Source organism: Nitritalea halalkaliphila LW7 (assembly GCF_000265075.1).
Classification (GTDB): domain Bacteria; phylum Bacteroidota; class Bacteroidia; order Cytophagales; family Cyclobacteriaceae; genus Nitritalea; species Nitritalea halalkaliphila.
In genome coordinates this window covers 17165-33790 of sequence record NZ_AJYA01000023.1, presented here as the reverse complement: position 1 = coordinate 33790, position 16626 = coordinate 17165, and the positions used below count along the sequence as shown (strand labels likewise).

General features: G+C 50.4%; 15 protein-coding genes. 11 read left to right on the top strand and 4 right to left on the bottom strand.

The window, feature by feature from the left end; translation table 11 throughout:
• Nucleotides 1–168: 168 nt before the first annotated feature.
• Nucleotides 169–1599, bottom strand: a complete 1431-nt coding sequence (gene pyk / locus A3SI_RS08915) for a pyruvate kinase (RefSeq protein WP_009055235.1) — start codon at nt 1597–1599, stop codon at nt 169–171.
• 14 nt (nt 1600–1613) lie between these two features.
• The gene (locus tag A3SI_RS08910; protein ID WP_040670549.1) at nt 1614–2042 is read right to left on the bottom strand and encodes an IPExxxVDY family protein; all 429 of its coding nucleotides are present in this window, start codon (nt 2040–2042) and stop codon (nt 1614–1616) included.
• Nucleotides 2043–2191: 149 nt separating this feature from the next.
• Between A3SI_RS08910 and A3SI_RS08905 the strand changes: the two genes are divergently transcribed.
• From A3SI_RS08905 to A3SI_RS20670, 7 genes are all read left to right on the top strand, one after another.
• Nucleotides 2192–2428 (top strand): acyl carrier protein, encoded by a 237-nt coding sequence (locus A3SI_RS08905; protein WP_009055231.1) that lies wholly within the window; start codon nt 2192–2194, stop codon nt 2426–2428.
• A gap of 18 nt (nt 2429–2446) precedes the next feature.
• Nucleotides 2447–3700: a beta-ketoacyl-ACP synthase II gene (fabF, locus tag A3SI_RS08900; protein WP_009055229.1), complete on the top strand. Its 1254-nt coding sequence runs from the start codon at nt 2447–2449 to the stop codon at nt 3698–3700.
• An 82-nt stretch (nt 3701–3782) separates the two neighbouring features.
• On the top strand, nt 3783–4439 hold the full coding sequence (gene rnc, locus A3SI_RS08895) for a ribonuclease III (protein WP_009055227.1): 657 nt from the start codon (nt 3783–3785) through the stop codon (nt 4437–4439).
• A 23-nt stretch (nt 4440–4462) separates the two neighbouring features.
• Nucleotides 4463–6334, top strand: a complete 1872-nt coding sequence (gene nadE, locus A3SI_RS08890) for an NAD(+) synthase (protein WP_009055226.1) — start codon at nt 4463–4465, stop codon at nt 6332–6334.
• Between the two features lie 69 nt (nt 6335–6403).
• Nucleotides 6404–7522, top strand: coding sequence for a prolipoprotein diacylglyceryl transferase (locus A3SI_RS08885; RefSeq protein WP_009055224.1), 1119 nt, complete (start codon nt 6404–6406; stop codon nt 7520–7522).
• A 44-nt stretch (nt 7523–7566) separates the two neighbouring features.
• Nucleotides 7567–8511: a POTRA domain-containing protein gene (locus A3SI_RS08880; protein WP_238531691.1), complete on the top strand. Its 945-nt coding sequence runs from the start codon at nt 7567–7569 to the stop codon at nt 8509–8511.
• A gap of 10 nt (nt 8512–8521) precedes the next feature.
• Entirely contained in the window at nt 8522–9010 is a 489-nt protein-coding gene (locus A3SI_RS20670) for a hypothetical protein (RefSeq protein ID WP_238531690.1), read from the top strand.
• A gap of 35 nt (nt 9011–9045) precedes the next feature.
• On the opposite strand, the gene A3SI_RS08875 is transcribed toward A3SI_RS20670, so the two are convergent.
• Nucleotides 9046–10320, bottom strand: a complete 1275-nt coding sequence (locus A3SI_RS08875; protein ID WP_009055222.1) for a sensor histidine kinase — start codon at nt 10318–10320, stop codon at nt 9046–9048.
• Nucleotides 10321–10572: 252 nt separating this feature from the next.
• Between A3SI_RS08875 and A3SI_RS08870 the strand changes: the two genes are divergently transcribed.
• Genes A3SI_RS08870 through A3SI_RS08860 form a run of 3 tightly spaced genes read left to right on the top strand, consistent with a single transcriptional unit; the run spans nt 10573 to nt 13463 of the window.
• Nucleotides 10573–10935 carry a hypothetical protein gene (locus A3SI_RS08870; RefSeq protein ID WP_009055220.1) on the top strand — a complete coding sequence of 121 codons (363 nt, stop codon included), beginning with the start codon at nt 10573–10575 and terminating at the stop codon, nt 10933–10935.
• 17 nt (nt 10936–10952) lie between these two features.
• On the top strand, nt 10953–11396 hold the full coding sequence (locus A3SI_RS08865; protein WP_156810248.1) for a hypothetical protein: 444 nt from the start codon (nt 10953–10955) through the stop codon (nt 11394–11396).
• 12 nt (nt 11397–11408) lie between these two features.
• Nucleotides 11409–13463: a hypothetical protein gene (locus A3SI_RS08860; protein ID WP_009055216.1), complete on the top strand. Its 2055-nt coding sequence runs from the start codon at nt 11409–11411 to the stop codon at nt 13461–13463.
• Between the two features lie 133 nt (nt 13464–13596).
• Here A3SI_RS08860 and A3SI_RS08855 read toward each other — a convergent pair whose 3' ends face one another.
• Complete coding sequence (locus A3SI_RS08855; protein ID WP_009055215.1) at nt 13597–13962, bottom strand: nucleotide pyrophosphohydrolase; 366 nt, start codon at nt 13960–13962, stop codon at nt 13597–13599.
• 182 nt (nt 13963–14144) lie between these two features.
• On the opposite strand from A3SI_RS08855, the gene A3SI_RS08850 reads away from it, so the two are divergent.
• The gene (locus A3SI_RS08850) at nt 14145–16589 is read left to right on the top strand and encodes a zinc-dependent metalloprotease (RefSeq protein WP_156810247.1); all 2445 of its coding nucleotides are present in this window, start codon (nt 14145–14147) and stop codon (nt 16587–16589) included.
• Nucleotides 16590–16626 lie beyond the last annotated feature (37 nt).

Below are 16626 nucleotides of genomic sequence, written 5' to 3'. Positions count from 1 at the left end.
TTTTAACATGTTAATGAGCCTTAATGAAGGCTTAACCTGCAGGAGAACTTCCTGTACCCCACTTCATCTTGTGGTAATAATCAGAAGCCCCCTTTGCCCTTCGGGCAAAAAAAAAGTCTGTACCTTCACCTGAAGATACAGACCCCGCAAGCACCTGTAGGGCGCCATTTATTCCACGATATGGATTTTCAACATATTCGTCTTGCCTTTCGCTTTTAACGGCATACTGGCCGTGTTCACGACGATATCTCCTGGAACCACGTGACGGTCTTCCTTCAATTTATTTTGTAAATCCATGAAGGTAGCATCTGTGGACACGTTACTCTCATAGTAGTAGGCGCGCACCCCCCAGACCAGGCTCAGCTGGGTGATAAGCGGTTTGTTTCGGGTAAAAATAAAAATGCTCGCTGAAGGGCGATGTGCAGAGGCACGGAAAGCAGTGAATCCAGAAGAGGTGATGCCCACCACGGCTTTTGCTTTCACGTTTCGCGAGAGGCGAACGGCCATGAGGATGAGGTTGTTCGACAGGAACGTCTCATCCGTTTCGGGAATTTTAAAGAGATTATGGTAGATCGGTGCATTTTCCTCGATATGGGCGATGATGGTGCTCATGGCCTTTACCGCATTTATCGGGAAGTTTCCAGAGGCGGTCTCTGCCGAAAGCATTACGGCATCCGCTCCATCCAGCACGGCGGTGGCGACATCATTTGTCTCGGCACGTGTAGGGCGAGGATTTACGATCATGCTTTCCAGCATCTGGGTAGCGATGATAACCGGCTTACAGGCCAGTTTACACTTCTCCACCATGGTTTTCTGCCAGAGCGGCACCTTTTCCATAGGCACCTCTACCCCGAGGTCTCCACGTGCCACCATGATGGCATCTGTGGCGGCGATGATTTCATCTATATTTTCCAGTGCCTCTGGCTTTTCGATTTTCGCCACGATTTTACAAAACTTACCAGCAGCCTGGATGCGGCGTCTTAGGTCTTCGATATCCGCTGCTGAGCGGACGAAAGAAAGTGCGATCCAGTCCACCTCTTGCTCTAGACCGAAGGCGAGGTCTTCTATGTCTTTTTCGGTAAGAGAAGGAGCAGAGACCTTTGTGTTCGGCAGGTTGATGCCTTTTCGGGACTTTAAAAGTCCACCGTGAATGACGGTACAGTGTACCTGCTTACCATCGGTACTGTTTACTCGGAGTTCTAAGTTACCGTCATCGATTAGGATGCGGTCGCCCTCTTTTACGTCATTTGGGAGGTTTTGGTAAACGGTAGAAACCATGGAACTATTTCCCACCATCTCCTCCGAGGTAATGGTTAGCGCATCCCCAGGCTTGATGGTGACCCCATTATTTTCCACCTCCCCTACGCGAATTTTTGGACCTTGAAGGTCCTGGAGAATACCTAGGCTGGAATTCGTCTCCCTGTTAATTTTCCTAATTTTTTCGATAACAGCGGCATGTCCTTCGTGGTTTCCGTGCGAAAAATTCAGGCGAAAAACATTAGCGCCGGCTGCGGCAAGGCTTCTGAGAACGTCTTCAGAATTCGAGGCAGGACCCACAGTCGCTAAAATTTTCGTGCGATTAAACGATTGGTTAATCATAGGTTTAAGAGTATTTAATAGGTTATAAGATTGTCTTTAGATTTCAATTTACGAATATCCGGCTTGAAAACAAGTTGCACCCCTGGGCAGCTCCGGATACGCTCCCCGTACTGGACGGGGTCGAAGCCTGCGCTTTCATCCTCAAAGAGGAAGAAATAATCCATCTGCTTGAGCTCTGGAAGCACATACCCTCGCTTTCCTCCGTGAAGGAAGCCACGGTTTTGGAGTAGCGCCAGATAGCCATGTTCCAGGGTATGCTTAAAGAGGACAGCTGCTAATTTCACCCCACGTGCCGCATACACTTCATGATCCTCTACGCGCTTCAGCTGGATGTTTAACTTTCTGTTTAACCAGAAGGCCAGCGTATGTGCTTTTAAAGGAGTCACCAGTCCCAATAACTCAAATTCGTATGAGGGGTCTATCAGGAGTTGGGTTTTCTTCATGGCTGGATGACGTCAAAAAACAAAGTTAAGCATTCTCGCTCAACTTTAACACGCTACATGAATATCTTCATTTAGTTGCCATTTTTTTTTGGCAATAAGGCATTAAATCTATTTCTTTGCGGAGTGTTTAAAATTTAAACTGATCTAAAATGTCTGAAATTGCAGAAAAAGTAAAGGCCATTATCGTTGATAAGCTTGGCGTAGATGAAGGTGAGGTTACTCCTGAGGCTAGCTTCACGAATGATCTTGGTGCTGACTCTCTTGACACGGTAGAGCTCATCATGGAATTCGAAAAGGAATTTAACATCTCGATTCCGGACGAACAAGCTGAACAAATCGGTACTGTTAAGCAGGCGATCGATTATTTAGAGGCTAACGTTAAATAAAATTCATAAGCTTAAATTATGAATTTAAAAAGAGTAGTTGTTACAGGTTTAGGTGCCCTTACACCCATTGGTAACACCGTTCCAGCTTACTGGGACGGGTTAGTAGCGGGTGTAAGTGGTGCTGCGCCTATCACGAAATTTGACGCATCTAAATTTAGGACACAATTCGCCTGTGAGGTCAAAAATCTGAATGTAGAAGACTTCATAGACAGGAAAGAAGCCCGTAAAATGGATCCTTTTACGCAGTATGCTATGATTTCTGTGGATGAGGCTATGCAAGATTCCGGGCTTGATCTAGAAAAAATCAACCCCCTGCGCGCTGGCGTAATCTGGGGCTCCGGAATAGGTGGTTTACGTACGTTCCAGGATGAAGTGACGACTTTCGCTACAGGTGACGGAACACCACGTTTTAACCCATTCTTTATACCAAAAATGATCGCCGACATAAGTACTGGCTTTATCTCCATTAAATACGGATTCAAAGGCCCGAACTTTGTGACGGTTTCTGCCTGTGCCTCCGGCACAAATGCACTTATCGATGCCTTCAACTATATTCGTTTAGGAAAAGCAGATATCTTCATTTCTGGCGGCTCTGAAGCAGCCGTGACAGAAGCAGGTATCGGCGGATTTAACGCCATGAAAGCACTTTCCCAGCGAAATGATTCGCCTGAAACTGCCAMTCGCCCGTTCGATAAAGACAGAGATGGCTTCGTCTTAGGCGAAGGTGCTGGCGCCATCATTCTGGAAGAATATGAGCATGCGAAAGCACGTGGTGCCAAAATCTACGCGGAATTAGTAGGTGGCGGTATGACCGCAGATGCGCACCATATCACCGCACCACATCCAGAAGGTGAAGGTGCCGCGAACGTGATGCGCTTTGCACTAGAAGATGCAGGCCTGAAGCCAGAAGATATCGACTACATCAACGTACACGGTACCTCTACACCACTCGGAGATGTGAGCGAAATCAAAGCCATTCAGTCTGTCTTCGGAGAGCATGCCTACAAGCTAAACGTAAGTAGTACCAAATCCATGACGGGTCACCTCCTGGGTGCCGCAGGTGCCGTGGAAGCGATCGCTTCGATTTTAGCCGTTAAAAATGGAATTATTCCTCCGACCATCAACCACTTCACAGACGATGAAGCCTTCGATAGCGGAGTGAACCTTACCTTTAACCAGGCACAAAAAAGAGAAGTCAGAGCGGCTTTGAGCAACACCTTTGGATTTGGCGGACACAACTGTTCCATCATCTTCAAAAAAATAGACGCGTAACTTGATCCGAACGCTATTGCTTCGACTTCGGTCGATCTTCTATAACAAAAATCAAAAAAGGCTTGCATCTTCCATCCAACACATGGTAGGTAGCAAGCCTTTAAACATTGAGCTTTATGCCCTCGCCTTAAAGCATGCCTCCATCGCAGATGAAGTGGTGCATGGGCTAAAAATTTCAAACGAACGGCTCGAATACCTCGGCGACGCCTTCCTAGGCGCCATCATCGCTGAGTTCCTCTACCAAAAATTCCCCTACAGAGATGAAGGTTTCCTCACGGAGACGCGCTCACGGATGGTGAACAGAGAAGCCCTAAATGAAATCGCCAGAAAAATCGGCTTACAAAAAATCATCGAAGCACAGCAAAGCGGAAAAAACTTTCAAATCCATAAATCCATCTACGGAGATACTCTCGAAGCCATGGTCGGGGCCATCTACATGGACCGAGGATATGCCTTCACCCGCAACTTTGTGCTGAAAAGAATTGTTATCCACTTTGATGTCGATGACCTCATCACTACGACTGCGAACTACAAAAGCAAGATCATCGAATGGAGCCAAAAAGAATCGAAAGTCATCGAATTCAGCACGGTGTCCGTCACAGGAAATCAGCGCTTTAAAGAGTTTACAGTAGAAATTTTAGTGGATAGAACCAGCATCGCCACAGGTAAGGGAGCCACGAAAAAGAAAGCGGAACAGGAAGCTGCTAAGGCTGCCTGCGAAAGCCTCTCCCTCCTCTAAGTAACGTCCTTGTGCACATTCGAATGAGCGAAAATTCTACACGGCCACTCGCTATCGGCTTGGCCACCGTTAACCAAACCCCTTTAGACTGGAACGGCAACCTTCACCGCATCCTACTAGCCATCCAGGAAGCGAAAGAACAAGAAATAGCATTTCTCTGTTTCCCCGAGCTCTCCCTATGCGCCTATGGGTCTGAAGACCTATTTTTAAGCTACTGGTACCCGAAAAAAGCTTGGGAGCAGCTGGAAAAACTGCTTCCACACACCGAAAACATCAGCCTTGCCGTCGGCTTGCCCATTCGAAAAGGCGGCAAGCTCTATAACTGCATGGCGATTCTAGAGAATGGCAGCCTAAAGGCATGCATCGCCAAGCAGTTCATGGCCATCGACGGCGTACATTATGAGTTCCGCTGGTTTGAGCCTTGGCCTGCAGACAGGCTGGACAGCATCGAGTTTCGGGGCCAGACCATTCCCTTTGGCGACTACATCTATACGCTGGAAGGCCATAAAATCGGCTTTGAAATCTGTGAAGATGCCTGGAGAGGAGCGGACCGACCTGCCTACCGCCTAGCCGAAAAAGGAGTGGACCTCATTTTTAACCCGAGTGCCAGCCACTATGCCATGGGCAAAACCCAAACCCGCGAGGATCTCCTTATGGAGAGCGTGGGTATTTTAAAGGGCACATACTGCTACATAAACTTAACCGGAAATGAGTCTGGACGCATGATCTTCGACGGGGAGACCCTTATCGCACAGCCCCATGGGATCGTGTATAAAGGAGAGCTGCTTTCCTTCCAGCCCTTTCGCCTACACTGCTTTCATTACCAGAAGCAGCAGGCAGCGCCCCTTTGGCCGAAGGCCGCATACGATCAAAATGAAGAGCTTACGCAGGCCGTCAGCTTAGCGCTTTTCGATTACCTACGAAAGAGCCGTGCGAAAGGATTCGTCCTCTCCCTTAGTGGTGGGGCAGATTCCTCCAGCATCGCCGTCATGGTCGCGGAAATGGTGCGTAGAGGAGTCCAGGCCCTTGGCCAAAAGGCCTTTGCGCAGGCGCTATCCCTCCCCCCGGAGGCAGAAACCGAGGAGCTGAAGGCCCTTACCGGAAGGCTATTTACTACCGCCTATCAAGGCACGGAAAACTCCTCCGAAGCCACCTTCGCCAGTGCGCGCATGCTGGCAGAATCCATCGGCGCACGCTTCCACCACTGGACCATCGATGCAGAAGTGCAGGGCTACAGCCAAAAAATCGCAAAGGCCCTCGGCCGGGAGCTCAGCTGGCAAGAGGATGACCTGGCCCTCCAAAATATTCAAGCGCGTGCACGTTCTCCCATCATTTGGATGCTGGCGAACATTCAGGGGGCTCTCCTGCTGACCACCTCGAACAGAAGCGAAGGGGATGTCGGCTATGCCACCATGGACGGAGACACCAGCGGCAGCATCTCCCCGATCGCAGGGCTTAGCAAGGTCTTCGTGCTGCAGTGGTTGCGCTGGGCGGAAAAAGAACTGGGCTACAGCGGTTTGGCTGGCGTAAACAGCCTACAACCCTCGGCTGAGCTTCGCCCGCTGGCGCAAGAGCAGCGCGATGAGGAGGACCTCATGCCCTACCCCCTTCTGCTGGCGATCGAATGCCTGGCCATTCGGGAGTACCGATCGCCACTGGATGTGTATAAAAATCTGCTTGAAGAGGGCAAGTGGGGAGATCCTGAGGCCCTGAAGACATCGGTGATCCGATTTTTTAGGCTTTGGAGCCAAAATCAGTGGAAAAGAGAGCGCCTCGCCCCTTCCTTTCACTTGGATGACTTCAACGTGGACCCGAAGACCTGGTACCGCTTTCCGATTTTAAGTGGTGGCTTCCGGGAGGAATTGGCCGAGCTGGAGGCCTATTCAGCGGATTAGTAGTGAATTTAACAGGGAAAACCCTCGAAAAATAGTAAGTTTACACGTTCTTAACGTTCGTACATTAGCATGTTACATACATTACTTGCCTATACGGTCTGGGATGCTGATCCCGCCATCTTTTCTGCCTTTCCACGCCTACGCTGGTATAGCGTGCTTTTCGCACTAGGCTTTATCATCTCGCAGCAGATCATGGTCTATTTTTTCACAAAAGAAGGCCATAAAGCGGAGCTGGTGGACAGGCTGACCATCTATATGGTGCTCTCCACCATCATCGGTGCGCGACTGGGGCATGTCTTGTTTTATGAGCCCGACCGCTACCTGAGTAACCCCATCGACATTTTAAAGGTATGGGAAGGGGGACTTGCCAGCCACGGAGCCGCTTTCGCGATCTTGTTTGCCCTCTATCTCTATGCCCGCAAAACACCGGGACAGTCCTACCTATGGGTGGTGGACAGAATCGTGATCGTCACCGCCATGGTGGGGGCCATGATTCGGATCGGCAACCTAATGAACTCCGAAATCGGGGGCAAGCCGACCGAGTCAGATAGTGGCTTCGTTTTCGCCCGTGAAGCAGTAGAGATCATGCGGGAGCTCAAGGTGCCCATCCTCGATGTAAATGCCTATAAGCCCGATAACAGACAAAGCGAATTAGTGGGAAATGGGATCGTTCCGGTAAATTTCGAGCTTCAAGTTGCGAAAGGGGCCTTCGAAAAGGAGGAGCTCGAACGTGTACTGGGACAGGATATTAAATATATTTTAACACGTTACCGTAGCTCGCAGAAGTACCTGGCAGAACCAGCTGAGGGGACAGTTACCATGAGCATCAGCGATCAGGGCAGCAGCTATCGCGTGACGGTGGAGACCTTTGGCATCGCCCGGCACCCCACCCAGATTTACGAGTCCCTCTCCTATTTCCTGATCTTTTTACTGCTCCTGGTCCTTTGGATCCGCATGAAAGAGCGCGTTCCCGAAGGCCTCCTTTTAGGATTATTTTTGATCTTGGTCTTTGGCATGCGCTTTTTCTGGGAGTTTATGAAGGAAAACCAGGTGGAGTTCGAAGAGGGATTACAGTTTAACATGGGACAGCTACTCAGCATTCCACTCGTAATCGCGGGCATCATTTTAGTGGTGCGCGCCCTAAAAAATGGGGCTCCCCAGCCACCCAGTCTAGAGAAAAAAGCGTAAGCGAGCATATACGCGCGAGCCAGTGCTTGCGTTAAGGAGAAAGCATGGAATTTAGTGGTTGGAGCTCTTCTGGTAGTCGCTTGGTAGGCCTTTTTTTGGGCCTTTGGCTTGGCCTTGTCCTTTGCGCGGAAGCGCAAAGTGACCTGAGTCCAGAATCTGAAGTGACCGTGGGCTCCATTTATGTGGTAGGAAACGAAAAAACCCGCCGAAACATCATCTCCCGTGAGCTGACCCTGGAAGAGGGAGGCACCTACACCTGGGGCTTTCTGCTCGAGCAGCTGGAGGCCGATCGGGCTAAGGTGTATAACCTGCTGCTTTTTAATCAGGTCACGGTGCAGCCCATCGTCTATGGTCAAAATACGGTGGACATTCTCGTCACCGTCACCGAACGCTGGTACATCTATCCAAATATTATTTTGGCGCTAGCCGACCGAAACCTCGCCGAATGGTGGACCAACCAAGAACGAGACCTTTCGCGTGTTAATTTCGGGATGCGTGTGGCCCATAACAATGTGGCCGGCCGGAATGAGAAGTTGCGCATCGGGGGGCAGCTCGGCTTCACGGAGGCCTTCGATGTGCTGTACTCCATTCCCTATATAGACCGGAATCAAAAGCATGGCATCGCGGCGCAGTTTACCTATTTCACGCAGAAAACGGTGGCGCTACGCTCTGAGAACAACAGGCAAATTTTCTTTACCAATGAAAACGAGGAGGTGCTCAGGAGAAACACCGCTGCGGCTATTCGCTACACGTATAGAGGGAGTTTTTACAATTTTCACTTTGTCAATCTCGGGTTTAACAACACGCTCATGAATGCCGATGTGCTGGCGGAAAACCCGAATTTTTTTCTGCATGAGGGACGGCGTCTGCGCTACTTTACGGCGGCCTACACCTTTCGGCATGATCGGCGGAATAACAATGCCTATCCTACTCGGGGGGCTTTTTTAGGATGCGAGCTTGCGCAAATATGGGCTGCTCCCCTCAGATGATATAAATGACTTGGAATTCAGTTTCTCCGCCAGCCGCTTTCTGCCCCTAGGGGAGCGTTTTCACCTCGCCACAGGTGCTAGTGGGACCTATTTCTTTGGCCGCCAGCAGCCCTACACCTTAGTGACAGGCATCGGCTACGCGCCTAGTTTTATTCGGGGCTACGAGTTTAATGTGGTGGAAGGGCAGCAGTTTATCGTGCAAAAAAATTCCTTGCGTTTCAAGTTTTTCGACTATGCCTGGGACCTGAGCGACTTCATTCCTTTTGACGAGATTTCCTTTTTGCCGATCACCTTTTACCTGAGTGCGAATTTCGACCATGGCTATGTGAACGACCGCTTGCGTCTACCGGAAAATCAGCGCCTGGCGAATAGTTATTTGTTCGGCTACGGGCTGGGCCTGGATTTCGTCAGCTTATACGATCTGGCCATCCGCTTCGAGCTTTCTCGAAATAATAATGGGGAGAATGTGTTCTTTATAAATTTCCGCGCTCCTTTTTAATTGTTTTTTTTTGGCCGAAGGCCAAAGGAAACGGCTTAACTATTTAAGTAAAACTGGGGCCAAGACTCAGGGTGATCCATGTGTACGCGGCTCTTTTTCATGTCCTTTAGTGGGAGTAAGACGGCTAGTCTACAGTGCTGGCTGCGGTGGTCCTCCCCGATTTCCATTTTGCCCTCCACGCTACGTACCGCGTAGGCGATGTACTTCAGTTTAAACCGATCTCCGTAGGTTTCCTCTCCCTGCTGCTCATCATGCTGGCGGATGGCTAGAATGTTTTGGACCACTGCCTCCGCAAGTGGGGGGCTGGCAAAAATAAATTCCACAAAAAGTTGGTGCTCTACAGACATGTATTTCATCTCCACACGTACGGGAACATGCTTGTCTTCGGTCGCGCTGACGGCGTAAGAAAGCATATTTCCGATAATTTCTAAGACTTTCGAGCGAGGAAAGAAGCCTTTACGCGGCGCTATACCGGGCGCAAAACGAATGTCAAAGGTACAGCCAAAAGCATGTACGAGAGGCCCGTAATACTCCCGTAGGAGATCCGGAATCTCTACGATATCGACCGGGTCCACATCAGCGGTGTTTTGGAACTTTTTAGCCTCCTCGCTTTGGCCTAGATAATCGTCTAAGCGTTCGCAGAGGGTGCTGGCCAATCCATGTACCGCTAGGGCAAAGGCATCATTTTTAGACTCCGCCATCGTCTTGGCCTCCTCAGATTCTAGGGCGGCAAACTGCCGTAGCGAATACAAGGGAGAGCGGACATCATGAAGGACGGCACTATTATAGTAGCGGGTAGATGCTACGTATTTCAAGAGAGCGTTGCGCTCACGTAGCGCCTCTAATTTATCCACGCACTCTTGCGCTAAGAGCTGCAGCATGCGCTTCTGTACTTCTGTAAACTCCTGATCCTCCGTAGCGATAACACACAGGGTTCCTAAAACGCGTTTATTCGGATTAACCAAAGGCACGCCATAATAATGCTTGAAGAAAGGAGCCGCCACTACCCAAGGAGCATCAGCGAAGCGCGCGTCTAAATCCAGTCGCTTGATTTCTACGGGATCACTTTGGGCGATGGTATGGTGACAAATGGTCGCGATCCGAGGTGTTAAGGTAGGATCCGCACCGTAAGCGCCTATGGCCCACTGATTCGTAGCATCAAAAACATGGGTAAACGAAAACGGCACTTGAAAAATCTGAGCGGCCAACTCGTTTAAAGCATTAAAATGCGCTTTTGCCTCCAAATACGGAATCTTATACTCATGAAATTCCATCAGCCGATCGAACTCCCACTCCATCTCAAACGCCATGTATACCTATTTTTTGTGTTTGAACTACTTCAGTCAGCATAAAAATGTAAAAAACACTATTTTTTCCATGCCAAATATAGTCTTTTATTTGAGAAAATAAGGCTACGCTATGGGGAAATGTTAGTGGATTGCGCTAAACAACTATATGTTGTTTCATGGTGTAGGTGCTGCAACCGATTGCAACAGACTAGAAGTGTTTAGCGCCCGAGTTCGGGCGTTCGAAATGCGGATCTTGCTGGAAATTTTTTTCTTATGTACGATCGCTTTACTTTTTTATTCCTGATTCTGCTTTATGTGCTTCCGAAACAGGACCTCCACGCTCAGGGGAGTCAAGAACTACTTCCCAAGGGCGCCCGCGCAGCTGCTTTAGGGCATGCTTCGCTTACGCTCGTGGACGGCTGGGCGCTGTTTAATAATCCAGGGGCCTTAGGCTTGGTTACCGAGGCCAGCGCAGTAGTGGGCTACGACCATCGCTGGCAGCTGGCCGAGCTTAGCAGTCTCGGGGCTGCCTATGTTCATCCCCTAGCGAATGGCAGCGTGACTGTGGGTGCCTCTCGTTTCGGGGGACCCCATCTGCATGAGAGTAAGCTCAAGCTGGCCTATGCGCACCGGTAGGTCCTGCGGCCATCGGGGTGAAAGTCACCTACTCCACCCTATACATGGCAGGTATCGGGAGTGCGGGGGCATTTTATATCGACGCGGGGCTGCACATGGCGCTTTCCAAAAGACTTTTTATGGGCATGCATGCGGTCAACCTAAACGCGGCGCGCTGGAGTTCAGAAACCGAGGAGCGTTATCCTTCCCTGATTAAAATTGGACTAGGCTATCACCTCTCCGAAAAGCTTCAGGTCTTTGCCCAAGGGGAAAAGGATCTTTTTTATCCCTTTGGTGTCCAGACAGGTTTAGCCTATCAGCTCGTAGAGGCTTTGCAGCTGCGCATCGGTGTGAATCAGCTGCAGGAAAGCCTGCATGGAGGCTTTGGGTTTCGGTATGGCAAGCTGGATATCTCTTTCGCTTCACGCCATCATCAGGCCCTTGGCTTCACGCATCATGCTGCCTTTCGACTGGATTTTTAACTTTTTTCAGCTATGACATCTTTTATAAAAAAGGCAGGCCTGCTACTGCTTTTCTGGGCAGGTATGCTCACGCTGGCATGCGCGCAGGAGGACCCTAATTTCGAACGCTTGCTAGAAAATATTTTATTCAGTACGCAGGCTGAGGATCTCGACCTCGAGGCGCTCCAGGAGCAGCTGCTTGAAGCCCTCTCCCAGCCTCGCGGGGTGAATGAAATCAGCGGGGCTGAAATTCAGGCCCTCGGCATCTGGACCAAAAGAGAAATCGATGCTTTCTTACAGTTTCGGGAGGAATTTGGCCCCTTTCAGTCCCTTTACGAGCTGCAGGGGATCGAAGCCTTATCCCTAGAGTCCCTCCAGCTTTTTTTGCCTTTCGTACAGCTACAGGCACCCCTCGCCGACACTGGAAATCTACGCGATAATCTAAAAAAAGGAGGAACCTGGGATATTTTGCAGCGCGCTGCACGCACCCTAGAAACGCGTCGAGGCTTTCGAACGGATGCTGGTCCTGCGGCCTATTTAGGCGACCCTTGGCAGCACCTACTTTTAGCACGCTATGCGAAACCGGGCGCCTTTAGTTTTGGGCTCACCCTGAGCAAACAGCCCGGAGAAGCCTTTCTCTGGGACCCACAGACACGGCGTCTGGGGTATAACCATCAAGGCTTTCATGCCGCGCTTTATCCCAAGGGACGTATGCGGGCACTCATTTTAGGGGATTATGTCCTACAGTTCGGCCAAGGGCTCGTCTTCGGAGGTGGCTTTCAAGTGGGTAAGGGTGCCGAAACCATCACCTCTCTGCGCCAGAGCAGCAAGGGGAGCCGTCCCTTCACAGGCACGATGCCCTTCGGGTACTTTCGAGGTGCTACGGTCACTTTTCAGGAGAAAGGGCATCAGCTGAGCCTAATGGCTTCCAGCCAAAAACGGGATGCGCGCTTTCATGAGCCCGATGCGGATACGGAGGAAACCTTTTCGCTTAGGATTCGCTCCTTCCCCACCGTCGGTCGCTACCGCACGGCCTCAGAGCTGGCTGCTAAACAGCAGCAGCGTGTTATGGACCTGGGGGGAAATTACCACTACTCAGGTGCTAAAGGGCTTTGGGAGGTTGGCATCAATGTCCTCCACACGAACTTCGGACAGAAATGGATGCCGATCCCGAATCGGTACAACCAGCAGCGTTTTCGTGGGCAGCAGCATACTGTAGGCAGCCTGTACGGAAGCTTGAACTGGGAAAATCATCTGCTTTTTGGAGAATTCGCCCAAAGCATGGGCCGTGGAGCTGCCTACACCGTAGGACTTATGAGCGCCCTCCACCCACAGCTTTCCCTTTCTCTGCTTTGGCGAGACTATGCACCCGATTTCTCCAGCTTTTACGCTGCCGCTTTCGCTGAAAATACACGACCTGAAAATGAAAAAGGGCTGTATGTGGGCCTCAAATACGAAAAAGGAAGGCGCTGGCTGCTCACTACGTATGCGGACTTTTTTTCCTTTCGGGAGGCTCGTTTTCGTGCCTATGGGCCTGGGGATGGCTATGAGTACCTTCTGCGCCTGCGTTTTTCCCCCTACAAAACCGATGAATGGATATTTTTTACCCGCTACACCCAAAAAGACCGCAATGCCCCCCAGCAGGAGGGCGTCCGCCTCTTTCAACTTTGGGGTACCCATCGCACACAGGCCGTACTCAATTTCAGCAAGCGCTTTCAAGAGGGCTGGGAAAGCAGAACACGCCTGCAGTGGGCACAGTTCAGACACGGAAATCTGGAGCCGAGTCGGGGTTTTGCGCTGGCGCAAGACCTCCACTATCGCCTGCATACCTGGCGCTTTTCTGCCCGCATGGCCCTCTTCCAAACCGATGACTTCGACACGCGGCAGTATTTATTTGAGCAACAGGTCTTTCGCGCCTTTTCGATTCCCGCTTTCCATGGCCGAGGACAGCGCACCTATCTCTTGGTCAGCAAGCGCCTCGGTGATCGGTTTACCTTTTACGGTCGGATCGCGCGGACCTGTACACAGATCTCTGGACCATTAGCAGTGGCTGGCAAGAAATCCAAGGGAACACGCAGCATGACCTAAGTCTCCAACTACGCTACCGCTACTAAGGGTGAACGAGAAAAACTTACTCACCTAAAAGAGTACTTTCGGCGGTAGTCATGTGCACTGTCCCACCCAAAGGCTCCTATCGCGTGCTCAGGATAGGCAAGCGCTGCTACTCTTTTAACTTGTCGTTTTCCTGATGCCGCCGCTGGTCACGGATATTTTTTTTCTCAAAATTTCGGCGTAAAGCTGCACTCAGGTCTACTCCAGTCTGGTTCGCCAGGCAGACTAATACCCAAAGCACATCGGCCATTTCGTCCCCAAGATCACGATCTTCATCGGAGGCCTTAAAGGACTGTTCTCCATACATGCGTGCCATCAGCCGTGCGAGCTCTCCTACCTCTTCCATCAAGATGGCTGTATTCGTAAGCTCATTAAAATAGCGAACCCCGACGGTTTTAATCCAGTGATCTACCTGTGCCTGTACCTCCTGAAGTGTCGGCGAGGGCAGCTCCTGGGTCTGTTGTTCTTTTTCCATTCCTTTTTCCTGTAAAGGTAAGTTGAATTCCTTTTTTATGGTAGGCCTTCAGCCAAAGTGGAATTTTCTACCGCTTATCTCCGCCATTAACCTTATAACATAATATATCAGAAATAAGCCGCAACTCGAAAATAACCCGAATTTTTTAGAAGTATTTTTACCTGTTAAGCAGCATTATCTCTATGAAAACACGGTCACAAGCATTTTTATTCCTTATGCTCTACTTCTTCAGCGCCGCGGCCTTTGGGCAGCAAGAAAAGAAAGCGCTTCTCGAAGGCTTTATACCATTAGAAATCGAGCGCCAAGCCGGGAAAATTAGCCTACGGATTCCGCAGGAATTTCTGGAAAAGGAGTTCTTGTATGTCAACAGTCTTGCCGCAGGCGTAGGCTCGAATGACTTAGGCCTAGACAGGGGGCAGCTGGGCAAGACGCGGGTGGTGGCCTTTCAAGAAGCCGGTAAAAAGCTTTTGCTTATCGAGAAAAATTACGGTTTTCGTGCTTATTCCGATAATCCGGCGGAGCTAAAAGCGGTAGAAGATGCTTTTGCACAGTCTGTAGTCTTTGGTTTTGATATCGCAGAACGATCTCCCGATGGGAGTATTTTAGTGGATGCCACTGCTTTTTATTTGCAGGATGCCCACCAAGTGGCGCGCAAGCTAACAGATGCGAATCAAGGGCGCTACACGGTAGATGCAAGCAGGAGTGCCTTGCATTTTCCTATGGTGAAGAATTTCCCCTTAAACACCGAAGTAGAAAGCATCCTAACGGTTAGTGGTGAGGGAAAAGGTTCCTATATCCGCAGCGTGAGCCCAGATGCAGATCATATCACCGTGCGGCAGCGCCATTCCTTTATCGCCTTGCCGGATGCGAATTATCAGCCGAGGGAATTTGACCCCCGGTCAGGGTATTTTCATATTAGCTATCAAGACTATAGCAGCCCGATTAACAGTCCGCTCATCAAAAAGTATATTTCACGTCATCGACTAGAAAAAAAAGATCCCTCAGCAGCACGGTCGGAGGCGGTGAAGCCCATCGTCTACTATGTGGATCGTGGGACACCTGAACCGATTCGCTCCGCTTTAATCGAGGGGGGCAACTGGTGGGCGGAGGCCTTCGATGCGGCGGGTTTCGTGAATGCCTTTCGTGTGGAGCTTATGCCGGAAGGGGCCGATCCCCTGGATGTGCGCTACCATGTTATTCAGTGGGTGCATCGCGCGACAAGAGGATGGTCTTATGGCAGTTCCATTCGCGACCCCCGCACAGGAGAAATCTTAAAAGGGCATGTGAGTCTGGGGTCTTTACGCGTGCGCCAAGACTTCCTTATCGCACAGGGGCTTGCACAGCCTTATGATGCCGAACATCCGGATGAAAATCCGCTTTTAGAAATGGCACTGGCCCGACTACGTCAGCTCTCTGCACATGAGATCGGGCATACGATAGGCCTGGCGCATGCTTATGCCTCATCACCATCGAATCGTGCCTCCGTGATGGATTATCCCTATCCGCTGATTACCTTAGATGCAGAAGGTAAGCCTGATTTTTCAAATGCTTATGAGCAGAAGATTGGTGCTTGGGATGTCTGGGCCATCCGCTATGGCTATGAAACTGTTCCCGAAGGTCAGTCGGAGTCAGCGCATTTAAAGCAGTTACTGGAAGACACCTATGCCGATGGACATACCTTTATCTCGGATACAGATGCGCGCCATCCAAGTGGCAGCCATCCGCAAGCACATCTTTGGGATAATGGAGACAATGCGGCGGAGGAGCTGATGCGCATGCTGCAGATTCGGAAGCAAAAACTCGCCACCTTTTCGCTCAACAGTATTCCCGATGGAACACCTGAAGCACAGCTGGAAGAGGTTTTAGTGCCGCTCTACCTGATGCACCGCTATCAGCTGGAAGCTACGAGTAAGTTGATCGGCGGACTGGATTACACCTATAAGGTCAAAGGAGATAATCAGCGTATTCAGGCGCGTTTAGATGCTGCCACACAGAAGAAAGCACTGGAGGCCATCTTGGCCTCGTTACAAGTGGAGCAACTGGCACTTCCTGAATTTGTGCTTGAGCGCATTCCTCCTCGTCCTATGGGCTATGGCCGGAACCGTGAGACCTTTCCAAGTCGAAATGGTTTGAATTTCGATCCTTTTGCGCCAGCAGAAAATGTTCTGGACCTCGCGCTGGGCTTCCTGTTAGAATCTGGAAGAGCTAATCGCCTGCATCAGCAGCACCTGTTCGAGGCTTCCCTGCCGAGTTATCAGGATGTAGTGGATGCGCTCAGCGATGCCTTGGTGGCCCGCCGCTATTCGGCCACGTACGCAGATGAGCTTCAGGTGCTCGCCGAACACAAGTTAGTAGAACATTTGGAGCGTATCGCTGCTGATCCCGGCAGCAGTCCTTCCGTTCAGGCGATCAGCAGGGGAAAGCTCCAGGAAATCGCTTTGATCCAGACAGCGGAGAAAAAAGGAAGCAGCGAAACATCTCTTCTAGCGCTTCATCGCGCCCTGATTCGAGATAAGGTAACGCATTTTCTAAGTGAAAAAATGCCTGTGGGAAGACGCAGTACGCTGAAAGTGCCGGATGGGGCTCCCATCGGTTCAGATGAAATCTTCTGCGACTTTGACTGGTAGTCAAAGGAGATTTCCCTTTGTAAACTACGCGCTCGGC

What these genes read in the sequence shown, in the direction of transcription:
- rnc (WP_009055227.1), top strand. Translation starts at nt 3,783, where the DNA reads ATGGTAGGTAGCAAGCCTTTAAACATTGAGCTTTATGCCCTCGCCTTA.
- A3SI_RS08905 (WP_009055231.1), top strand. Translation starts at nt 2,192, where the DNA reads ATGTCTGAAATTGCAGAAAAAGTAAAGGCCATTATCGTTGATAAGCTT.
- A3SI_RS08885 (WP_009055224.1), top strand. Translation starts at nt 6,404, where the DNA reads ATGTTACATACATTACTTGCCTATACGGTCTGGGATGCTGATCCCGCC.
- A3SI_RS08870 (WP_009055220.1), top strand. Translation starts at nt 10,573, where the DNA reads ATGTACGATCGCTTTACTTTTTTATTCCTGATTCTGCTTTATGTGCTT.
- A3SI_RS08910 (WP_040670549.1), bottom strand. Translation starts at nt 2,042, where the DNA reads ATGAAGAAAACCCAACTCCTGATAGACCCCTCATACGAATTTGAGTTA.
- A3SI_RS08875 (WP_009055222.1), bottom strand. Translation starts at nt 10,320, where the DNA reads ATGGCGTTTGAGATGGAGTGGGAGTTCGATCGGCTGATGGAATTTCAT.
- A3SI_RS08855 (WP_009055215.1), bottom strand. Translation starts at nt 13,962, where the DNA reads ATGGAAAAAGAACAACAGACCCAGGAGCTGCCCTCGCCGACACTTCAG.
- pyk (WP_009055235.1), bottom strand. Translation starts at nt 1,599, where the DNA reads ATGATTAACCAATCGTTTAATCGCACGAAAATTTTAGCGACTGTGGGT.
- A3SI_RS08860 (WP_009055216.1), top strand. Translation starts at nt 11,409, where the DNA reads ATGACATCTTTTATAAAAAAGGCAGGCCTGCTACTGCTTTTCTGGGCA.
- A3SI_RS08850 (WP_156810247.1), top strand. Translation starts at nt 14,145, where the DNA reads ATGAAAACACGGTCACAAGCATTTTTATTCCTTATGCTCTACTTCTTC.
- A3SI_RS08880 (WP_238531691.1), top strand. Translation starts at nt 7,567, where the DNA reads ATGGAATTTAGTGGTTGGAGCTCTTCTGGTAGTCGCTTGGTAGGCCTT.
- nadE (WP_009055226.1), top strand. Translation starts at nt 4,463, where the DNA reads ATGAGCGAAAATTCTACACGGCCACTCGCTATCGGCTTGGCCACCGTT.